Here is a 16,890-nt window from a genome sequence, read left to right as displayed (position 1 = left end):
TCCGTATGCGTGGGGGCGGCGGCCGGCTGCGTCGCGTCTTCTTCCTGCACGGTTCCCGACCTGCGGGACATTGTCCATCCCCCGGTCAGGGTCCGTAGGTGTTGCCTGTCAGTCCCGGCTGTCCTGGTCACCCACAAGCGTGCCGATCTTCTCACCCTTGACGGCGCGGGCGATATTGCCCTCGGCCAGAAGCTCGAAGACGAGGATCGGGAGCTTGTTGTCACGGCACAGCGTGATCGCGGTGGCGTCGGCGACCTTGAGGTCGCGGGTGATGACCTCGCCGTAGCCGAGCGAGTCGAACTTGACGGCGTCCGGGTTGCGCTTGGGGTCGGAGTCGTAGACCCCGTCCACGCCGTTCTTGCCCATCAGCAGCGCCTCGGCGTCGATCTCCAGGGCGCGCTGGGCGGCGGTGGTGTCGGTGGAGAAGTACGGCATGCCCATACCGGCGCCGAAGATGACCACGCGGCCCTTCTCCAGGTGGCGCACGGCGCGCAGCGGGATGTACGGCTCGGCGACCTGGCCCATGGTGATGGCGGTCTGCACCCGGCTGTCGATGCCCTCCTTCTCCAGGAAGTCCTGGAGGGCGAGGCAGTTCATCACGGTGCCGAGCATGCCCATGTAGTCGGAGCGGGCCCGGTCCATGCCGCGCTGCTGGAGCTCGGCGCCGCGGAAGAAGTTGCCGCCGCCGATGACGACCGCGACCTGGGCGCCGTCGCGGACGACGGCGGCGATCTCGCGGGCGATCTTGTGCACCACGTCGGGGTCCACGCCCAGGCCCCCGCCACCGGAGAAGGCCTCACCGGACAGCTTCAGCAGAAACCGGCCGCGCACTTTGCCGTCGTCGCTCTTCTGGGGCTTGGTGGTCATGGGGATCCCGCCTCTTTCACCTGTTGCACATACGAAGAAGGCCATTGCCGGTGGGGTGTCGTTCGCATCCCATGCTCGGCAATGGCCTCCTCGTCAGATCTGCTGTCGTCCGTCACCCGCTGACAACTGCGTACGACCCTATCGGGGTCGCGCGCCGATCGCGGTACGGACTCAGATGCCGACCTTGATGCGCGTGAAGCGCTTCAGGGTGACACCGGCCTCGTCCAGGACCTTCTGGACCGACTTCTTGTTGTCGAGCGCGTACGGCTGACCGAGCAGCGTGGCGTCCTTGAAGAAGCCGTTGAGGCGACCCTCGACGATCTTCGGCAGGGCGGCCTCGGGCTTGCCCTCGGCGCGGGTGGTCTCCTCGGCGACGCGGCGCTCGGACTCGACGACCTCGGCCGGGACGTCCTCCTTGGAGAGGTACTTCGGCGCGAAGGCGGCGATGTGCTGGGCGACGCCCTTGGCGAGGTCGGCGTCGGCCTTGTCCAGCTCGACCAGGACACCGATCTGCGGGGGCAGGTCGGGCATGGTGCGGTGCATGTAGGCGTAGACGAAGCCGTCGGAGAACTGCGCGAAGCGGTCCAGGACGATCTTCTCGCCGAGGTTGGCGTTGGCCTCGTCCACGAACGCCTGGACGGTCTTGCCGGCCTCGATCTCGGAGGCGAGCAGGGCCTCGATGTCGGCCGGGGAGGTCGCGGCGACGTGCTGGGCGATCTGGTTGGCGACGGCCTGGAACTTCTCGCCCTTGGCGACGAAGTCCGTCTCGCACTTCAGCTCGACCAGGACACCGGAGGTGTTGTCGTCGGCGATGAGGGAGACCACGGCGCCGTTCTCGGCGGAGCGGCCCTCGCGCTTGGCGACGCCCTTCTGGCCCTTGATACGGAGCGCCTCGACGGCCTTGTCGACGTTGCCCTCGGCCTCGTCCAGCGCCTTCTTGCAGTCCATCATGCCGGCGCCGGTGAGCTCACGAAGCTTCTTGACGTCGGCGGCGGTGTAGTTCGCCATGAGTCGTTAAGTCTTTCTCGAAGTCGGAAGATCTACCCGGTCCACGAACCACATGTGGGTGTGGAAAGCGAACCTATGGGTGAACGGCGGGGGCGAACCGGATGTCGCCGCCCCCGCCGTCAACGCTGACTGATCAGGCCTGCTCGGCGTCCGCGGCCGGAGCCTCGGCGGCAGGAGCCTCGGCAGCCTCGGCGGGGGCCTCCGCGGCCGGAGCGGCCTCGGCGGCCGGAGCGGCCTCGTCGGCGGGAGCGGCCTCGTCGGCCTTCTTCTCGCCCTCGAGCAGGTCGCGCTCCCACTCGGCGAGCGGCTCGCCCGCGGCCTTCTCGCCCTTGTCACCGGTGGCGACGCGAGAGCGGGAGATGAGGCCCTCGGCGACGGCGTCGGCGATCACACGGGTGAGCAGGGTGACGGAGCGGATCGCGTCGTCGTTGCCCGGGATCTTGTAGTCGACCTCGTCGGGGTCGCAGTTGGTGTCGAGGATGGCGACGACCGGGATGTTGAGCTTGCGGGCCTCGCCGACCGCGATGTGCTCCTTCTTGGTGTCCACGATCCAGACGGCGCTGGGCACCTTCTGCATCTCGCGGATACCACCGAGGGTCTTCTCCAGCTTGGCCTTCTCGCGCGAGAGCACGAGAAGCTCCTTCTTGGTCAGACCCGAGGCCGCGACGTCCTCGAAGTCGATCTGCTCGAGCTCCTTGAGGCGCTGCAGACGCTTGTAGACGGTCGAGAAGTTGGTGAGCATGCCGCCCAGCCAGCGCTGGTTGACGTAGGGCATGCCGACGCGGGTGGCCTGCTCGGCGATGGCCTCCTGCGCCTGCTTCTTCGTGCCGACGAACATGACCGTGCCGCCGTGGGCGACGGTCTCCTTGACGAACTCGTAGGCGCGGTCGATGTACGACAGCGACTGGAGCAGGTCGATGATGTAGATGCCGTTGCGCTCGGTGAAGATGAAGCGCTTCATCTTCGGGTTCCAACGACGGGTCTGGTGACCGAAGTGGACGCCGCTCTCCAGCAGCTCCCGCATCGTGACGACGGCCATGGCCGTTCTCCTTGATTTTCTCGGTTGTACCGCGGGTGCCGGTGGGCACTCGCGCCTGACGCCCGCGTGCGCCGTGCCGCGAAGGACCGAGGGGCGCTGACAGGGGACCGTTGCCGGCCGCCGTGTCGGGGCGTGCGAAGTCGACCCGGTGACCCGGATCGCCAGAAGAAGTGTACGGGACCCGCGAGGTGGCGGGTGACGCCGTTGTCCACAACCCGGGAGTAGTCCACAGGTACCGGCCATGATCGGGCCGGGTACGGGACGGTTCTCGCATGCGAGCGAACCGATGTGTGCGGCTGACGTGGGCACTGCTGCTGGGACTGACCCTGGCGGTCCTTGCCGTCCTGACTCCCCGGGCCCGGGCGGACGACCCGCCAACACCACCGCCGTCACCGCCGTCCCCGACGGCGCCGGGCCCACCGGTCCCGGCCGTCGCCCGCCTCTGGCCGGTGGGCGCACACCCTTCGGTGTTACGGGGCTGGGAGCCCCCGGCGACGGTCTACGGCCCCGGCCACCGCGGCGTCGACCTGGCGGCCCCGGCCGGGACCCCGGTACGGGCGGTGGCGGCCGGCCGGGTGTCCTTCGCCGGCCGGGTCGCGGGCCGGGGCGTGGTCTCCGTGGAGCTGACGGGCACGGATCTGCGGACGACGTACGAGCCGGTGTCACCCTCCGTGCGGAAGGGCGACGAGGTCGGGCCGGGCGAGGTGGTGGGGACGGTCGAGCCGACGGGCTCGCACTGCACGGTCATGTGCGTGCACTGGGGCCTGCGGAGAGGGAGGACCTATCTGGACCCGCTGTCACTGCTCCCGCCGTGGCTGCTGTACAGGGGGCCGTCGAGACTGCTGCCGGTACTGGGGGTCCCGCTCCCCTAACCCCGGACGCCGCGCAGCGCCATGGTGACGGCCGCCTCGGTGATCGCCGTCGGGTCCTCCGCGGCGCCCAGTTCGATGCGCCGCACGGCCGCGTCCACGACGCCCTGCAGCAGCATCGCGGCCAGCCGGGGCTCGGTGTGCCCCAGCTCCCCGAGCGCCTCGACGATCATCGCGACGAGCCCGCCGTGCGCGGCCCGGATCTTCTCCCGGGCCCCCGCGTCCAGCTCGCTCGCGGAGATCGCCACGACGGCCCGGTGCCGGCGGTCCCCCACCAGCGCGAGCTGCCGGCGCACATACGCCTCGACCTTGGCCTCGGCCGTGTCCGCCCGCTCCATGGCGGCCTCGACCTCGGCGGCCCAGACGGGAAAGTCGACCGCGCACAGCTCCTCGACCACGGCCGCCCGCGACCGGAAGTACTCGTACACCGACGAGCGCGCGAGCCCCGTCCGCTCGGCCAGCGCCGGGAACGTCAGCGCCTCCGTCCCGCCCTCGGACAACAACGACCGAGCCGCGTCCAGCAGGGCGGCTCGCTGCATCGACCGGTGCTCGGCCACGGAGGCCGCTCGAATCCTTGGCACGTCAACCACTTTACGGACGCACCGCCGCCGACGGGAGGGACTCACCCTCACTCCCGCTCCGCTCAGCGTCCGAAACTCGCCAGCTTCGCCCGCAGCTGCAGCACCGACTTGGTGTGGATCTGGCTGACCCGGCTCTCGGTCACTCCGAGCACGTTCCCGATCTCGGCGAGCGTGAGCCCCTCGTAGTAGTAGAGCGTGACGACGGTCTTCTCCCGCTCGGGCAGCGTGTTGATCGCCCGCGCCAGGAACCGTCTGAGCTCCCGGTCCTCCGCCACCTCCACGGGGTTGTCCGCGGCGGTGTCCTCCAGCGTGTCCATGAGGCTGAGCCGGTCCCCGCCCTCGCCCCCGACGTGCAGCAGCTCCTCCAGCGCCACCACGTTGGCCAGCGACAACTGACTGAACACGGCGTGCAGTTCGTCCACCGGGATGCTCATCTCGGCGGCCACCTCCTGCTCCGACGGCGTCCGCCGAAGCCGCGCCTCCAGGGTCGCGTAGGCCCGCTCGACGTTCCGCGCCTTCTGCCGCACCGACCGCGGGATCCAGTCAAGGGCCCGCAGCTCGTCGATCATCGCGCCGCGGATCCGGGTGATCGCGTACGTCTCGAACTTGATCTCCCGGTCGACGTCGAACTTCTCGATCGCGTCGATCAGCCCGAACACCCCGGACGACACGAAGTCGGCCTGCTCCACGTTGGGCGGCAGCCCGACGCTCACCCGCCCCGCCACGTACTTCACCAGCGGCGAGTAGTGCAGGATCAGCTGCTCCCGCAGCCGCTCGTCCCCGGTCGCCTTGTACGACCGCCACAGCTCGTCGAGCGTCGAGGGAGCGGGCGGCCGCACGCTGCCACCGTCACGGGCGGCTGGGGGGATCGCCGCCCGGTCGGAGCCGGAGGTGTGCTGGGGCATTCGTCGCCTTGTGCCGTTCTGCCGTGAAGTACGTGAAGGGGGAGATGTGGGGGACTGTGTCGGAATCCACGTGAGCGTAGCGTGACTGGAGCGTCGCGGTGCGCGAAGAGAGGGGCGGGACGCGTACGCAGATACGTTCCTCAGGGCGCTCCACCGAGTCACGGCCGTCGCTGTACGTGACCGCCCGGGGGCGCCAACTGCGGGTATTTCCACAGGTGTCAGGCTTCCCCCGGACGGCCGAACACGCTCGGTCAGCATCGGCCCCGGCCGCCGCGGACGGAGATCATCGTCTGGCGTGTCAACTTCCAGCCGTCGCCGTGTCGTTCGACGTAACCAAGTGATCGGAGTTCGTACAGTCTCGCGATCGCGTCGTCCCGCGTGGTCAGCGCGCCCCGGGCCACCGCGTCGGCCGTGGCCGCGCCGCGTCCGGGCAGCGCGGCCAGCACCCGCCTGGCACCGGGCTCCAGCAGGTCCGTCGGCAGCACGGGGCCGCGCCGCTGCGGGGCCAGTTCGCCGATGTCACCGACCAGTTCGACGACTTCGGCGGCGTCGGTGACGAGGACGGCGTCGCCGCGCAGGAGTTCGTGCACGCCGGCGGACAGGCTGCTAGTGGCCGGGCCGGGTACCCCTATCGTGTGGCGTCCGAGGCGTTGTGCGGCCCGGGCGGTGACGAGGGAGCCGCTGCGGTGGGCGGCCTCGACGACCACGGTGCCTCTGGTGAGAGCGGCGATCACGCGGTTGCGGACGATGAAGCGGCTGGGGGTCGGGTGATCTCCCGGCGGCAACTCCCCGATGACGAGTCCCTGTTCCGCGATCCTGGTGATCAACTCGGTGTGGCCGCGCGGGTAGGGCCGGTCGACTCCGCAGGCCAGTACGGCGACGGTGGCTCCGCCGGCGCCGAGAGCGCCGCGGTGGGCCGCGCCGTCGACGCCGTAGGCTCCGCCGGAGACGACGACCCAGCCGCGCTCGGCGAGCCCCGCGCCCAGGGTGGCGGCCATGTGGGCGCCGTATTCGGTGCAGGCGCGGGCGCCCACGACGGCGACCGACCTGAGCGCCCACATCCGCAGGCTGGGCATCCCGCGCACCCACACCCCGAGCGGCCGCCCGTCGCCGAGGTCGTCGAGCTGCCCCGGCCACTCGGCGTCCCCCGGCACGACGAACCGCATCCCGGCGGCCCGGGCCACATCGAGATCCATCTCCGCCCGGTCCTCGGACGCCCGCGCCAACAATCCGCCCCACCGCTTGTCAGTGACCCCGACGAGCTGCGGCCCACCGGCCTTGAGACACCGCGCGACCTCCACGGCCCCGAGCTCCCGCACCCACCTGCCCCCGACCTCGTCACCGGGTTCGAGGACACGGGCTAGGAAGACTCGGGCGAGCAGCTCGCGGCCGGAGTCGTCGTCGCTCATGTCAGCGCCCCGATGGCCATCGGCACGCCGCGCGGCACTCCCGTGCGCAGTTGCAGCGCCAGGGCGACGTCCGTCGCGTCGGGGCGGTCATGGCCGACGAGGTCGGCGACGGTCCAGGCGACGCGCAGGACCCGGTCGATTCCCCGGGCGGTCAGCACGCCCCGCTCCAGGTTGCGCTCGGCCTCGTCCATCGCCCCGCTCACGGCATGCCAGCGACTGCGCAGCTCGCGGCCCGGTACCTCGCTGTTGGTGCGCCACGGGGTGCCGGTGAACCGTGCCGCCGCACGCTCCCGCGCCGCCCTGACCCGGTCGGCGACAGTCGCCGTCGACTCGCCTCCGGCCCCACGCCGGGCCAGCTCGGAGCGCGTCACCCGGTCCACCTCGACCCGCAGGTCCACCCGGTCGAGCAGCGGCCCGGACAGCCGTGCCTGGTAGCGGCGGATCGCCGAGGGCGGACACTCGCAGAAGTCGTCCATCTGCGAGAACCGGCCACAGGGACAGGGGTTGGCCGCGAGCACCATCAGGAACTTCGCCGGGAAGCGCACGACCCCCGCACTGCGGGCGATCACGACGTGCCCGGCCTCCAGCGGCTGCCGCAGCGCGTCGAGGGCCTGGCTGTTGAACTCGGGAGTCTCGTCCAGGAAGAGGACACCCCGGTGCGAGAGCGACACCGCGCCGGGCCGGGCGATGCCCGCTCCGCCGCCCACCAGTGCCTGCATGGTCGCCGAATGGTGCGGGGCGCAGTACGGGGCGGCATCGACCAAGGGCTTGCCCGGGGGCAGCAGGCCCGCCACCGAGTGGACGGCCGTGACCTCCAGCGACTCCTCCCGGGTCAGCCTGGGCAGGACGGCGGGCAGCCGCTCCGCGAGCATCGTCTTGCCGGCACCGGGCGGCCCTTCCAGGAACAGGTGGTGCCCACCGGCTGCCGAGACCTCCACCGCCGTCCTCGCCGAGATCTGGCCCACGACGTCCGCGAGGTCGTGGCCGTGGTCCTGCTGTGCGGCGCCCATGCTGTGCATGCCCGTGGCCGCGCCCGTACCGGGCACCCGCAGACCGGCCAGGAGCGGGTCCGGGCGGCCCGGCTCATCCGGTTCCTCGTCGGGCACGGGCTCGTCCGCGAGGACGGCGATGAGCTGCCGCAGGCTCCGCACACCCAGCACGGACACCCCGGGCACGAGCGAGGCCTCCGCGGCCGCGCACTCGGGCACGACCACCTGTTCATAGCCCGCGTCCGCCGCCGCCAGCACCGCCGGCAGGATGCCCCGGACCGGCCTCACCCTGCCGTCGAGACCCAGCTCGCCGATCATCACGATGTCGGCCAGCACCCGTGGGTCGATCCGCTCGGAGGCACCCAGCACCGCGCAGGCCACCGCCAGGTCGAAGCCGGAACCCGCCTTCGGCACCGACGCCGGGCTCAGTCCGACGGTGAGCTTCTTCTGCGGCCACTCGCCTCCCGAATTCACCACCGCCGCCCGCACCCGATCCCGACTCTCACTCAGGCTCTTGTCCGGCAACCCCACCAGCGTGAACGCCGCCACCCCGGGCTCCAGGTCCGCCTGGACCTCCACCACCACGCCCTCGACGCCCACCAGCGCCACCGAGCACGTACGCGCGAACCCCATCTCAGGCCACCCCCCGCGCGTGCTCGACGACCGGTGCCCCGCGTTGTGGCAGCAGGACGCCCACCAGGTCGATGCGGACGCCGCCCGGTGGTGCGCCTCCGTGGGTGTGGATCCAGTGCGCGGCGAGCCCCCGCAGCCGCTCCGCCTTCTCTGGCGTCACCGCGGCCATGGGGTGCTCGAAGGGCCCCGCGCGGCGCGTCTTGACCTCGCAGACGACCAGGACGTCCCCGTCCCTCGCGACGATGTCGATCTCCCCGGTCCTGCCACAGCGCCAGTTGCGCTCCAGGACCGTCATCCCGGCCTCGGCCAGCCGCCGCGCGGCCAGCTCCTCGCCGTACCTGCCGAGTGCACTGCGTGCGTTCATGTCGGCACCACCTCCGGCGCCAACGATCACGCGAACCCGCCCACCGAGTTGATCTTGGTGGACTACTCAGCGGTTGTGGAGAACTCCGTCACCCCCACGGGTGACACTCAGCTGCCCGGCAGCTCCAGATCGCTCTTGTTCAGCTCCTCGATGTTCACGTCCTTGAACGTGAGCACTCGCACCTGCTTGACGAACCGAGCCGGTCGGTACATGTCCCAGACCCACGCGTCCGCCATCGAGACCTCGAAGAACACCTCGCCCTGGACCGAGTGCACCTGCATCTCGTAGTCGTTGGTCAGGTAGAAGCGCCGCTCGGTCTCGATCACGTATTTGAACAGACCGACGACATCGCGGTACTCCCGGTAGAGCTTCAGCTCCATCTCGGTCTCGTACTTCTCGAGGTCCTCGGCGCTCATGGCATGTTCCCCTTCAGCCGTGCGATCCCACCATTGTGCGCCAGTCCCATGAGCCTCTAGACGATTTCCGTGTCGAGGGTCACGGGTCCGGCAGGGGGACCTTCGTCGAGCAGCCTGCGGAGCAGCTCGGCGAGTCTGGTCGGATACACCGTCTCATGTGCCCGGGTCAGTTCCGCACACGTCCACCAGCGTGCTCCGGCGACACTGCGCCGCTCCAGCTCCGTCAGCCCTCTGGCCCCGGGCAACGCGTCGGACGTCTGCGCCGTCCTGGCCAGGTAGTACCACTCGTCCTGGTCCCAGCGGCGGCCGGCGAACGGGAAGGAGCACTGCCGACGCCACAGCACGGGCCCGAGCTCGACCTCGGTGATGCCGGTCTCCTCGGCGAGTTCCCGTACCGCGGCCTCCTCACGCGTCTCGTCGCCCTCGACGCCACCGCCCGGCGTGAACCACCAGTCGTCCGTCGGGTCGTCCGGTTCGTGGCCGTACAGGAGCAGGATGCGGTCGTCGGGATCCAGCAGCACGACCCGGGCCACCTTGCGCGGCGCGGTCCCGGGGCCGTCCGCCGGCTCAGCGGGCACCCACGGGCTCCGTCCGGGTGCGGGCGCGGCGGTTGCCCATGCGCTTGGCGATCGGGCCGTACGCCCCACCGCCGAGGACCAGGACCGCGCCGACGACGATCAGCGTGACGATGATGCGCAGCGGGCCCGCCGTCGACAGGGCGCCCAGGGCCTCGAAGCCCGTGGGGCGCTCCAGCATGCCCTTCATCGGCCAGACCACGGCGTCCACGCGAGCCGTCACGGCGGACTCGGCGACCGTGCCCTGGGCCGCGTCGCTGAGGTGGGCGGAGGAGTCCAGGGAGCCCTGGCGCTCGTCGCCGAGGAGGAACAGGCGGCCCTTGGGGACCTTCACGGTCGGGATCTTCTTGTCCTCGACCGCGCTGCCCTTGAGGTAGCCCTCGTCGATCTGCTTGCCGTTGACGGTCAGCTTGCCGTCGGTGCAGCAGGAGACCGTGTCACCGCCGACCGCGACCACGCGCTTGACCACGGGGGCGTTGGTCACCCACGTCTTGTCGGTGAAGACGACCACGTCGCCCCGGTGTATCTCGCTGCCGTCGACGCGCTGCGCCAGCACCCGGTCGCCGGCGTCGATGGTCGGCGTCATCGAGGTGGTCGGCACGGTGTACGGCCGGTACACCACCGCTCCCCAGGCGAAGCCTCCGAGGAACAGCACAATGCCCAGTGCGACCGCGATCCCGGACAGTCGCTGTCCGGCCTTGCTGCCCACCGGGCCCGTGCTCCTGCCGCCGCTGCGCGGGGCCGTACGTGTAGTGCTCTCGCCACCCATGGGTCCGCACCCTACCCGGCGGTACCTGGAGCGGTCAGCCCTTCCCTGGCCGCCGAGGTCACAGCTGCACCAGGCTTTCACCAAGGCGGGGTCGAGGACCCCGCTCAGCGGGTCTCGGCGGGCGCGATCCTCCTGCGGCGCCACAGCGCGACCGGCACGACACCGGTGAGGGCGAGCGCGTTCGGTGCCGCCGTCAGGGCGCCGGCCGCCGAGGACTGGTCGCCGAGACCGGGCTGGTCGAAGGTGTCCGGGATCGGCAGGGTGTCCCAGCGGTTGATCGGCCAGGCGATGACGATGGCGCGTCCGACGACCTTGTCGACCGGGACCATGCCGTGGTTCTTGTCGCTCTGGTTGTAGCGGGAGTCACGGGAGTTCTGCCGGTGGTCGCCCATGACCCAGATGTAGCCCTTGGGGACCTTCACCGTGAACTGGCCGCCCTGGTCGTCCACGCTGCACGGGGTGTTGCCCGCGTACACGAACGACGTGTCGTTCAGCGGCTTGCCGTTGACCTTCAGCGGGCCGCTGCCCTTGCAGGAGACCGTGTCGCCGCCGACGCCGATGACGCGCTTGATGAGGTCCTTCTCCTCGGCGGACGGCATCAGGCCGATCCAGCTGAGGACCTTCTGCAGCGCGTTCGGGTTGGCGGTGGGCTCGCCCGCCAGCCAGTTGTCCGGGTCGTGGAAGACGACGACCTCGCCGCGCTCGGGCTTGGAGCCGAACCAGGGGGTGAGCTTGTCGACCAGAACGCGGTCGCCCTGCTGGAGGGTGTTCTGCATCGAGTCCGACGGGATCGAGAACGCCTGCACCAGGAAGGTCTTGATCAGCAGCGCGAGGACGAGCGCGATGCCGATGAGGATGGGCAGCTCCTTCCAGAAGGAGCGCTGCTTCTTCGCCCTGGGCGCCGCGTCGCCCGGCCCCTGGCCGTCCGCCCTGGTCTGCGCGTCGCGCGGCACGCCGTCGTCGTCCGCCGAGGGGTCACTCCCGGAGGTCACGGCGCCGTCCGCGGCCGGGACGGCTGCCGACATCCCTTGACCGGGCTGCCCGCGGTGCTCCTCGCCGTCGTGTCCGGACCGTGCGCCAACCGCCACATCCCCCACGCCAACTCCTTACTCTGTGCCGCTGCCTGCCCCATACGCGACGCAGGCCCACCACTCCCATAACGAGCGGGAGTTCCGCAGGGGTCGGGAGCTGGATGGCTGTGTTCAGATCGTCGGGAGCAACCCTATGCGACAGCTGCGGGGCCGCGGTCGTCCCCGACACGGAGTTGGAAACGGAGGCGAAAGTTTTAGGTTCTTCCAAGGAAGTCCAGTGCCCCATGGGCCAGGCGATGACCTTCGCCCGTCCCACCACGGAGTCCAGGGAGACCGTGCCGCCGTAGGCGGTGTTCATATGGGCGCGGGAGTCCGCGGAGTTGGCCCGGTGGTCGCCCATCACCCACAGCCGGCCCTTCGGGACGGTGATGTCGAACTCCTGTGTGGACGGGGCGTTTCCGGGATACAGGTAGTCGCCCTCGGTCAGCGGCACGCCGTTGACGGTCATCCGGCCCTGTGCGTCGCAGCACTTGACGTGGTCGCCGCCGACGCCGATGACCCGCTTGATGAGGTCCTTCTCGTTGTTGGACGGCAGCAGGCCGATGAACGTCAGCGCCTCCTTGACCTGCTTGACCACGATGGGGTCGTTGCCGGTCGTCGTGGTCTGCTCGTCCGCGAGCCAGCCGCCGGGGTCCTTGAAGACGACGACGTCGCCGCGCTTGGGCTCGGAGCCGAACCACGGGGTGAACTTGTCGACCAGGACACGGTCGCCGATCCGGATCGTCTGCTCCATGGAGCCCGACGGGATCACGAACGCCTGGACGAGGAACGTCTTCAGGACCAGGGCTATGAGTACGGCGACGCCGACCAGGAGCGGTATCTCCTTGACCGCGCTGCGCCTGCGCTTTCGCTTGACCTTGCGCTGAAGCTTGCGCCGCTCCGCCCGGGAGCGGCCGCCGGCCGGGCCGGCGACGCCCGCGGAGCCACTGGTGCGCCGCGATCCGGTGGGCAGCAGGTTCTCGGTGCCGAAGGGGCTGCTGGGCGCCGCGCCGCGCGGCTTGCCGCGGTTACCCATGCGCACCGCCGGCTCTCTTCGCGGTCGCCTCCGAGGCGTCGGCGGGCACGCGCGCGTAGGCGCTCGGCCGGTGCAGGCGCGTGAGGTGGCCGGCGGGCCAGACGATCCAGTCGGCTCGTCCGATCACGTCGGAGAGCGGGATCATGCCGCCGCCGGGCGAGCCCAGGTGGTCGCGGGAGTCGCTGGAGACGCTGCGGTGGTCGCCGAGGACGAAGAGGGTGCCGTCGGGCACGACGACGCTGAAGGGCACCGTGGACGGGGTGTCCCCGGGGTACAGGAACGACGACTCGTCGACCGACCGGCCGTTCACCTCGATCCTCCCCTCCTTGTCACAGCAGACCACTCGGTCTCCCCCCACACCCACGACGCGTTTGATGTAGTCGGCGCTCCCGAAGTAGCCGGTGCCGTCGAACACAACGACATCTCCCCGCCGCGGCTGGGCACCGAAACGGTACGCCAACTTATTTACGAGAACGCGGTCGCCGATCCTCAATCCGTTTTCCATGGATCCGCTGGGAATCTGGAAGGGTTGCACCACGAAAGTGTTGAGGAGCAGCAAAAAGACCAGGCAGACCAGCACGGTCAGGGTGATCCGCCCGCCCGGCAGCCAGTCGGTGACCTTCGCCACCAACGCGAAACGCGACCGTCCCTCCGCGGCCACTGGATCAGGGCGGGAGGAGCGGTCGCGCTCCGTCTGCTGTGCTTCGGTCTCCATCGAGGCCAGATGCTATCCGGCGGTTCTATGGATCCCGGCGCGAGCTCAGCTGTCGCGCTTCTCCTTGATCTTCGCGGCCTTACCGCGCAGCTCGCGCAGGTAGTACAGCTTGGCGCGACGCACGTCACCGCGGGTGACGAGCTCGATCTTCTCGACGATCGGAGTGTGCACCGGGAAGGTGCGCTCGACGCCGACGGAGAAGGAGACCTTGCGGACCGTGAAGGTCTCGCGGACACCGGCGCCCTGGCGGCGGATCACAACGCCCTTGAACTGCTGCACACGGGAGCGGTTGCCCTCGATGACGCGGACGTGGACGTTGACGGTGTCACCCGGGCGGAAGGCCGGGACGTCGCTGCGCAGCGACGCGGCGTCGACGGAGTCGAGCAGGTGAGACATTTCGTCTGCTTTCTTCACCCATGCCACAGGTCATAGGCGGTAACTAGGTTTCCGAGAGGATGCTGTCCGTGTCGGGGCGGGCGTCGTGTCCCCCTGTGGCAGGGGCGCACGCCGGACGACGCACAACAGCGACCTATTCTTCCACGCCCTCGGGCCTGCGCCAAAATCGGCCGTACGGCTCCCCCGCCGGGTCCGGGGCCCAGCCCAGGATGGAGAGCATCTCGCGGTCCTTCTTGTCGAAGGCCTTGGGGTCGCAGCGCTCGATGAGGTCGGGCCGGTTGGCCGTCGTACGCCTGAGCGCCTCGTCGCGGCGCCAGCGGGCGATCCTGCCGTGGTGGCCGCTGAGCAGCACGTCCGGGATCCCGCGGCCGCGCCACTCAGGGGGCTTGGTGTAGACGGGGCCCTCCAGGAGGTTGGCCATGGCACCGGGCGCGAAGGAGTCGTCGCGGTGGGACTCGGCGTTGCCGAGGACGCCGGGGAGCAGTCGCGCCACCGCTTCCGTGATGACCAGTACGGCCGCCTCGCCGCCGGCGAGGACGTAGTCGCCGATGGACACCTCGTGGACCGGCATCCGGGTCGCGTACTCGTCGATCACACGGCGGTCGATGCCCTCGTAGCGCGCCGGTGTGAAGATCAGCCAGGGGCGCTCGGAGAGCTCGACGGCGAGTTCCTGGGTGAAGGGGCGGCCGCTGGGGGTGGGGACGATCAGGGCGGGCGTGTGCGAGCCGGTCTCGTAGCCGTCGGCGAGGGCCGAGTCGAGGGCGTCGCCCCAGGGCTCGGTCTTCATGACCATGCCGGGGCCGCCGCCGTAGGGGGTGTCGTCGACCGTGTTGTGGCGGTCGTACGTCCACGCGCGCAGGTCGTGCACATGGACGTCGAGCTGTCCACGCGCGCGTGCCTTGCCCACGAGGGAGACGTTCAGGGGTTCCAGGTACTCGGGGAAGATCGTGACGACGTCGAGGCGCATCTCTTACGACTCTTCCCGCGAGCCCGCGATCTCCGCCTGGCCGTCGATCAGCCCGGGCGGGGGCTTGATGACCGCCCTCTGCTCCTCCAGGTCGATCTCGGTGACGATCTCCTGGACGAAGGGGATCATCACTTCGCTCCCGTCGGGCCGCTCCACGATGAAGAGGTCCTGGGAGGGCAGGTGCGAGATCTCGGTGATGCGGCCGACCTCGACGCCGTCCGCGGTGACCACGTCCAGGTCCATCAGCTGGTGGTCGTAGTACTCGTCCTCCTCCTCGGGCAGCTCCTGAGGGTCGACCTCGGCGATCAGGAGGATGTTGCGGAGGGCTTCGGCGGCGTTGCGGTCCTTGACGCCCTCGAAGCGCAGGAGGAGGCGGCCGCTGTGGACGCGGCCGGTCTCGATCGTGAGGGGTCCCGCAGTGGCGGGATCGGTGGCGAGCACGGCTCCGGGCGCGAGCCTGAGCTCCGGCTCGTCGGTGCGTACCTCGACGGTGACCTCGCCCTTGATGCCATGGGCACGGCCGATCCGTGCGACTACCAGCTGCACGTGTCCACATCTCCTGTCATACGACTACGGGCCGGGGACGGCCCAGTGGCCCTCCCCGGCCCGAGCCGGTGCTGTGTTCGGCGTCAGCGGACGTGGTCGACGTCGACGAGGTCGACGCGGACACCGCGGCCGCCGATGGCGCCCACGACGGTGCGCAGAGCGCGTGCGGTGCGGCCGTTGCGGCCGATCACCTTGCCGAGGTCGTCGGGGTGGACCCGGACCTCGAGCACGCGCCCGCGGCGCAGGTTGCGGGATGCGACCTGCACATCGTCAGGGTTGTCGACGATGCCCTTCACGAGGTGCTCGAGAGCCTCCTCGAGCATGCTCAGGCCTCGGCCGACTCGGACTCGGCGGCAGCCTCGTCCTTCTTCTCCGCCTTCTTCTTCTGGGTGATCGCCTCACCCTTGCCCTCGTCCTCGCCACCGAGGGCCTCGAACGACGGGCGCGCCTTCTTCGGCTCGGCGACCAGCAGCGGAGCCGGGGCGGGCTCGCCCTTGAACTTCTGCCAGTCGCCGGTCTTCTTCAGAATGGCGAGGACGGGCTCGGTCGGCTGCGCGCCGACACCCAGCCAGTAGGCCACACGGTCGGCGTCCACCTCGATGACCGACGGGTTGTAGGTCGGGTGGTACTTGCCGATCTCCTCGATCGCACGGCCGTCACGGCGGGTGCGGGAGTCGGCGACGACGATGCGGTAGTGAGGCGAACGGATCTTGCCCAGACGCTTCAGCTTGATCTTGACTGCCACGGGAGTGGGTTCTCCTGGTTTTGACGTGGTTGGGCACGGCGAGATTGCCGCGTGGGGTTGCGGTACCCGAGTGCCCGATGGACGCGTCAGCCGGAGGAGAGAGGGGTCCTGTGCGGCTGTCGAGTACAGCTAGCCATTGTGCCACACCCGGCCGGTCGGTTCCGCCGCCGGGGACGGACCGCCCCAGGACACCCGCGCGGACATGCCGAAGCGGCACCCGGCGTGGAGGTGAGTCACGCCGGGCGCCGGCCGCACCGGCAGCCACGAGATGCCGGTACTTCGTGCTCCCGCGTTACGCCGCGACCGCCTCGGGAATCCGGAAGGGCTTCCCGCAGCCGCCGCACACGATCGGTGCCTGGGCAAGGACCGACGGAACGACCCGGACGTTACGACCGCAGTCGCAGACCGCCTTGACGCGCACCCCGCCCCCGGAGGAGCCGTGCCGGGCCGCCGGGCCGCGGAAGCTCTTCGGGGTGTCCGCGGAGGTGGCCGCCGTGTGGGCCTTGAGGGCGCGCTGCAGCCGCTCCATGGTGGGGCGGTAGCGGCGCTTGGCCTCGGGGTTGAGCGTGACCAGCGAGAAGCCGCTGCTGGGGTGCGGCTCCTCGGGGTGGTCCAGGCCCAGCTCCTCGGCGATCGCGAGGAATCTGCGGTTGTGGTACCGGCCGGCGCGGGACGTGTCTCGCACGCCGCGTGCCGCGGCGATGCCGTGGACTGCTTCATGGAGCAGTCGCTCGAAGGAGAGCTCGTGACCGCACGCGGACGAGGACTCTCCGATCAGGGACTCTGGCGCGGCAAGGTCCGGCAGCTCGGGGTGGTACCGCTGAATGTCGGCCCACGCCTCTGCCAGCTCTGCGGCGAGAACAGGTGGTGTCTGTGTCGTGCTCACGTAATGACAACGAGCGGGGGTGCCGCTGTGTTCCTATTCCGGGGCATCCCAAATAATTTGCACGTACCCGTCAGTTGCCGCTGATGCGTGGAGACGAGGGCGGGT

General features: G+C 70.2%; 21 protein-coding genes. 1 reads left to right on the top strand and 20 read right to left on the bottom strand.

Translation table 11 applies throughout. From position 1 onward, the window contains the following. Positions 1 to 108: 108 nt before the first annotated feature. From pyrH to rpsB, 3 genes are all read right to left on the bottom strand, one after another. A complete protein-coding gene (gene pyrH / locus MQP27_RS42535) occupies positions 109 to 867 on the bottom strand; it encodes a UMP kinase (RefSeq protein WP_242775638.1) in 759 nt (252 codons plus the stop codon). Between the two features lie 171 nt (positions 868 to 1,038). Next, complete coding sequence (gene tsf / locus MQP27_RS42530; RefSeq protein ID WP_242775637.1) at positions 1,039 to 1,875, bottom strand: translation elongation factor Ts; 837 nt, start codon at positions 1,873 to 1,875, stop codon at positions 1,039 to 1,041. A gap of 133 nt (positions 1,876 to 2,008) precedes the next feature. Next, positions 2,009 to 2,914 carry a 30S ribosomal protein S2 gene (gene rpsB / locus MQP27_RS42525; RefSeq protein WP_242775636.1) on the bottom strand — a complete coding sequence of 302 codons (906 nt, stop codon included), beginning with the start codon at positions 2,912 to 2,914 and terminating at the stop codon, positions 2,009 to 2,011. A 272-nt stretch (positions 2,915 to 3,186) separates the two neighbouring features. Here rpsB and MQP27_RS42520 point away from each other — a divergent pair, with 272 nt between their 5' ends. Continuing rightward, entirely contained in the window at positions 3,187 to 3,786 is a 600-nt protein-coding gene (locus MQP27_RS42520; protein WP_242775635.1) for a murein hydrolase activator EnvC family protein, read from the top strand. On the opposite strand, the gene MQP27_RS42515 is transcribed toward MQP27_RS42520, so the two are convergent. The 17 genes from MQP27_RS42515 to MQP27_RS42435 all read right to left on the bottom strand — a co-directional run bounded on the left by MQP27_RS42515 (position 3,783) and on the right by MQP27_RS42435 (position 16,785). Continuing rightward, the gene (locus tag MQP27_RS42515; protein WP_242775971.1) at positions 3,783 to 4,340 is read right to left on the bottom strand and encodes a TetR/AcrR family transcriptional regulator; all 558 of its coding nucleotides are present in this window, start codon (positions 4,338 to 4,340) and stop codon (positions 3,783 to 3,785) included. The genes MQP27_RS42520 and MQP27_RS42515 overlap by 4 nt on opposite strands. 86 nt (positions 4,341 to 4,426) lie before the next feature. Beyond that, positions 4,427 to 5,269, bottom strand: coding sequence for an RNA polymerase sigma factor WhiG (gene whiG, locus MQP27_RS42510; RefSeq protein ID WP_242775634.1), 843 nt, complete (start codon positions 5,267 to 5,269; stop codon positions 4,427 to 4,429). 251 nt (positions 5,270 to 5,520) lie between these two features. After that, positions 5,521 to 6,678 carry a DNA-processing protein DprA gene (gene dprA / locus MQP27_RS42505; RefSeq protein WP_242775633.1) on the bottom strand — a complete coding sequence of 386 codons (1,158 nt, stop codon included), beginning with the start codon at positions 6,676 to 6,678 and terminating at the stop codon, positions 5,521 to 5,523. Continuing rightward, on the bottom strand, positions 6,675 to 8,300 hold the full coding sequence (locus MQP27_RS42500) for a YifB family Mg chelatase-like AAA ATPase (protein WP_242775631.1): 1,626 nt from the start codon (positions 8,298 to 8,300) through the stop codon (positions 6,675 to 6,677). The genes dprA and MQP27_RS42500 overlap by 4 nt, the downstream gene beginning before the upstream one ends. Position 8,301: 1 nt before the next feature. Then, the gene (locus MQP27_RS42495) at positions 8,302 to 8,664 is read right to left on the bottom strand and encodes a YraN family protein (RefSeq protein ID WP_242775629.1); all 363 of its coding nucleotides are present in this window, start codon (positions 8,662 to 8,664) and stop codon (positions 8,302 to 8,304) included. A gap of 107 nt (positions 8,665 to 8,771) precedes the next feature. Beyond that, positions 8,772 to 9,080, bottom strand: a complete 309-nt coding sequence (locus MQP27_RS42490; RefSeq protein ID WP_005311352.1) for a DUF2469 domain-containing protein — start codon at positions 9,078 to 9,080, stop codon at positions 8,772 to 8,774. Between the two features lie 56 nt (positions 9,081 to 9,136). Further along, positions 9,137 to 9,658 carry an NUDIX hydrolase gene (locus tag MQP27_RS42485; protein ID WP_242775628.1) on the bottom strand — a complete coding sequence of 174 codons (522 nt, stop codon included), beginning with the start codon at positions 9,656 to 9,658 and terminating at the stop codon, positions 9,137 to 9,139. Further along, complete coding sequence (gene lepB / locus MQP27_RS42480; RefSeq protein WP_242775627.1) at positions 9,648 to 10,424, bottom strand: signal peptidase I; 777 nt, start codon at positions 10,422 to 10,424, stop codon at positions 9,648 to 9,650. Before lepB (MQP27_RS42480) ends, MQP27_RS42485 begins: the two co-directional genes overlap by 11 nt. A 104-nt stretch (positions 10,425 to 10,528) precedes the next feature. Beyond that, the gene (gene lepB, locus MQP27_RS42475; RefSeq protein WP_242775626.1) at positions 10,529 to 11,449 is read right to left on the bottom strand and encodes a signal peptidase I; all 921 of its coding nucleotides are present in this window, start codon (positions 11,447 to 11,449) and stop codon (positions 10,529 to 10,531) included. Further along, positions 11,400 to 12,530: a signal peptidase I gene (gene lepB / locus MQP27_RS42470; RefSeq protein ID WP_242775968.1), complete on the bottom strand. Its 1,131-nt coding sequence runs from the start codon at positions 12,528 to 12,530 to the stop codon at positions 11,400 to 11,402. Before lepB (MQP27_RS42470) ends, lepB (MQP27_RS42475) begins: the two co-directional genes overlap by 50 nt. Then, positions 12,523 to 13,245 (bottom strand): signal peptidase I, encoded by a 723-nt coding sequence (gene lepB, locus MQP27_RS42465; protein ID WP_242775625.1) that lies wholly within the window; start codon positions 13,243 to 13,245, stop codon positions 12,523 to 12,525. The genes lepB (MQP27_RS42470) and lepB (MQP27_RS42465) overlap by 8 nt, the downstream gene beginning before the upstream one ends. A 45-nt stretch (positions 13,246 to 13,290) precedes the next feature. Further along, positions 13,291 to 13,641 (bottom strand): 50S ribosomal protein L19, encoded by a 351-nt coding sequence (gene rplS, locus MQP27_RS42460; RefSeq protein ID WP_003973398.1) that lies wholly within the window; start codon positions 13,639 to 13,641, stop codon positions 13,291 to 13,293. A 133-nt stretch (positions 13,642 to 13,774) separates the two neighbouring features. After that, positions 13,775 to 14,608 carry a tRNA (guanosine(37)-N1)-methyltransferase TrmD gene (trmD, locus tag MQP27_RS42455; protein ID WP_242775624.1) on the bottom strand — a complete coding sequence of 278 codons (834 nt, stop codon included), beginning with the start codon at positions 14,606 to 14,608 and terminating at the stop codon, positions 13,775 to 13,777. 3 nt (positions 14,609 to 14,611) lie between these two features. Beyond that, complete coding sequence (rimM, locus tag MQP27_RS42450; protein ID WP_242775622.1) at positions 14,612 to 15,154, bottom strand: ribosome maturation factor RimM; 543 nt, start codon at positions 15,152 to 15,154, stop codon at positions 14,612 to 14,614. An 83-nt stretch (positions 15,155 to 15,237) separates the two neighbouring features. Further along, complete coding sequence (locus MQP27_RS42445; protein ID WP_003973401.1) at positions 15,238 to 15,477, bottom strand: RNA-binding protein; 240 nt, start codon at positions 15,475 to 15,477, stop codon at positions 15,238 to 15,240. A gap of 2 nt (positions 15,478 to 15,479) precedes the next feature. Continuing rightward, the gene (rpsP, locus tag MQP27_RS42440) at positions 15,480 to 15,899 is read right to left on the bottom strand and encodes a 30S ribosomal protein S16 (RefSeq protein WP_242775620.1); all 420 of its coding nucleotides are present in this window, start codon (positions 15,897 to 15,899) and stop codon (positions 15,480 to 15,482) included. Between the two features lie 292 nt (positions 15,900 to 16,191). Then, a complete protein-coding gene (locus MQP27_RS42435; protein WP_242775618.1) occupies positions 16,192 to 16,785 on the bottom strand; it encodes a hypothetical protein in 594 nt (197 codons plus the stop codon). Between the last annotated feature and the right edge of the window lie 105 nt (positions 16,786 to 16,890).

Source organism: Streptomyces cylindrosporus, from assembly GCF_022698165.1.
GTDB classification, from domain to species: Bacteria; Actinomycetota; Actinomycetes; order Streptomycetales; family Streptomycetaceae; genus Streptomyces; species Streptomyces cylindrosporus.
This window is presented reverse-complemented; position numbering and strand designations above follow the sequence as displayed.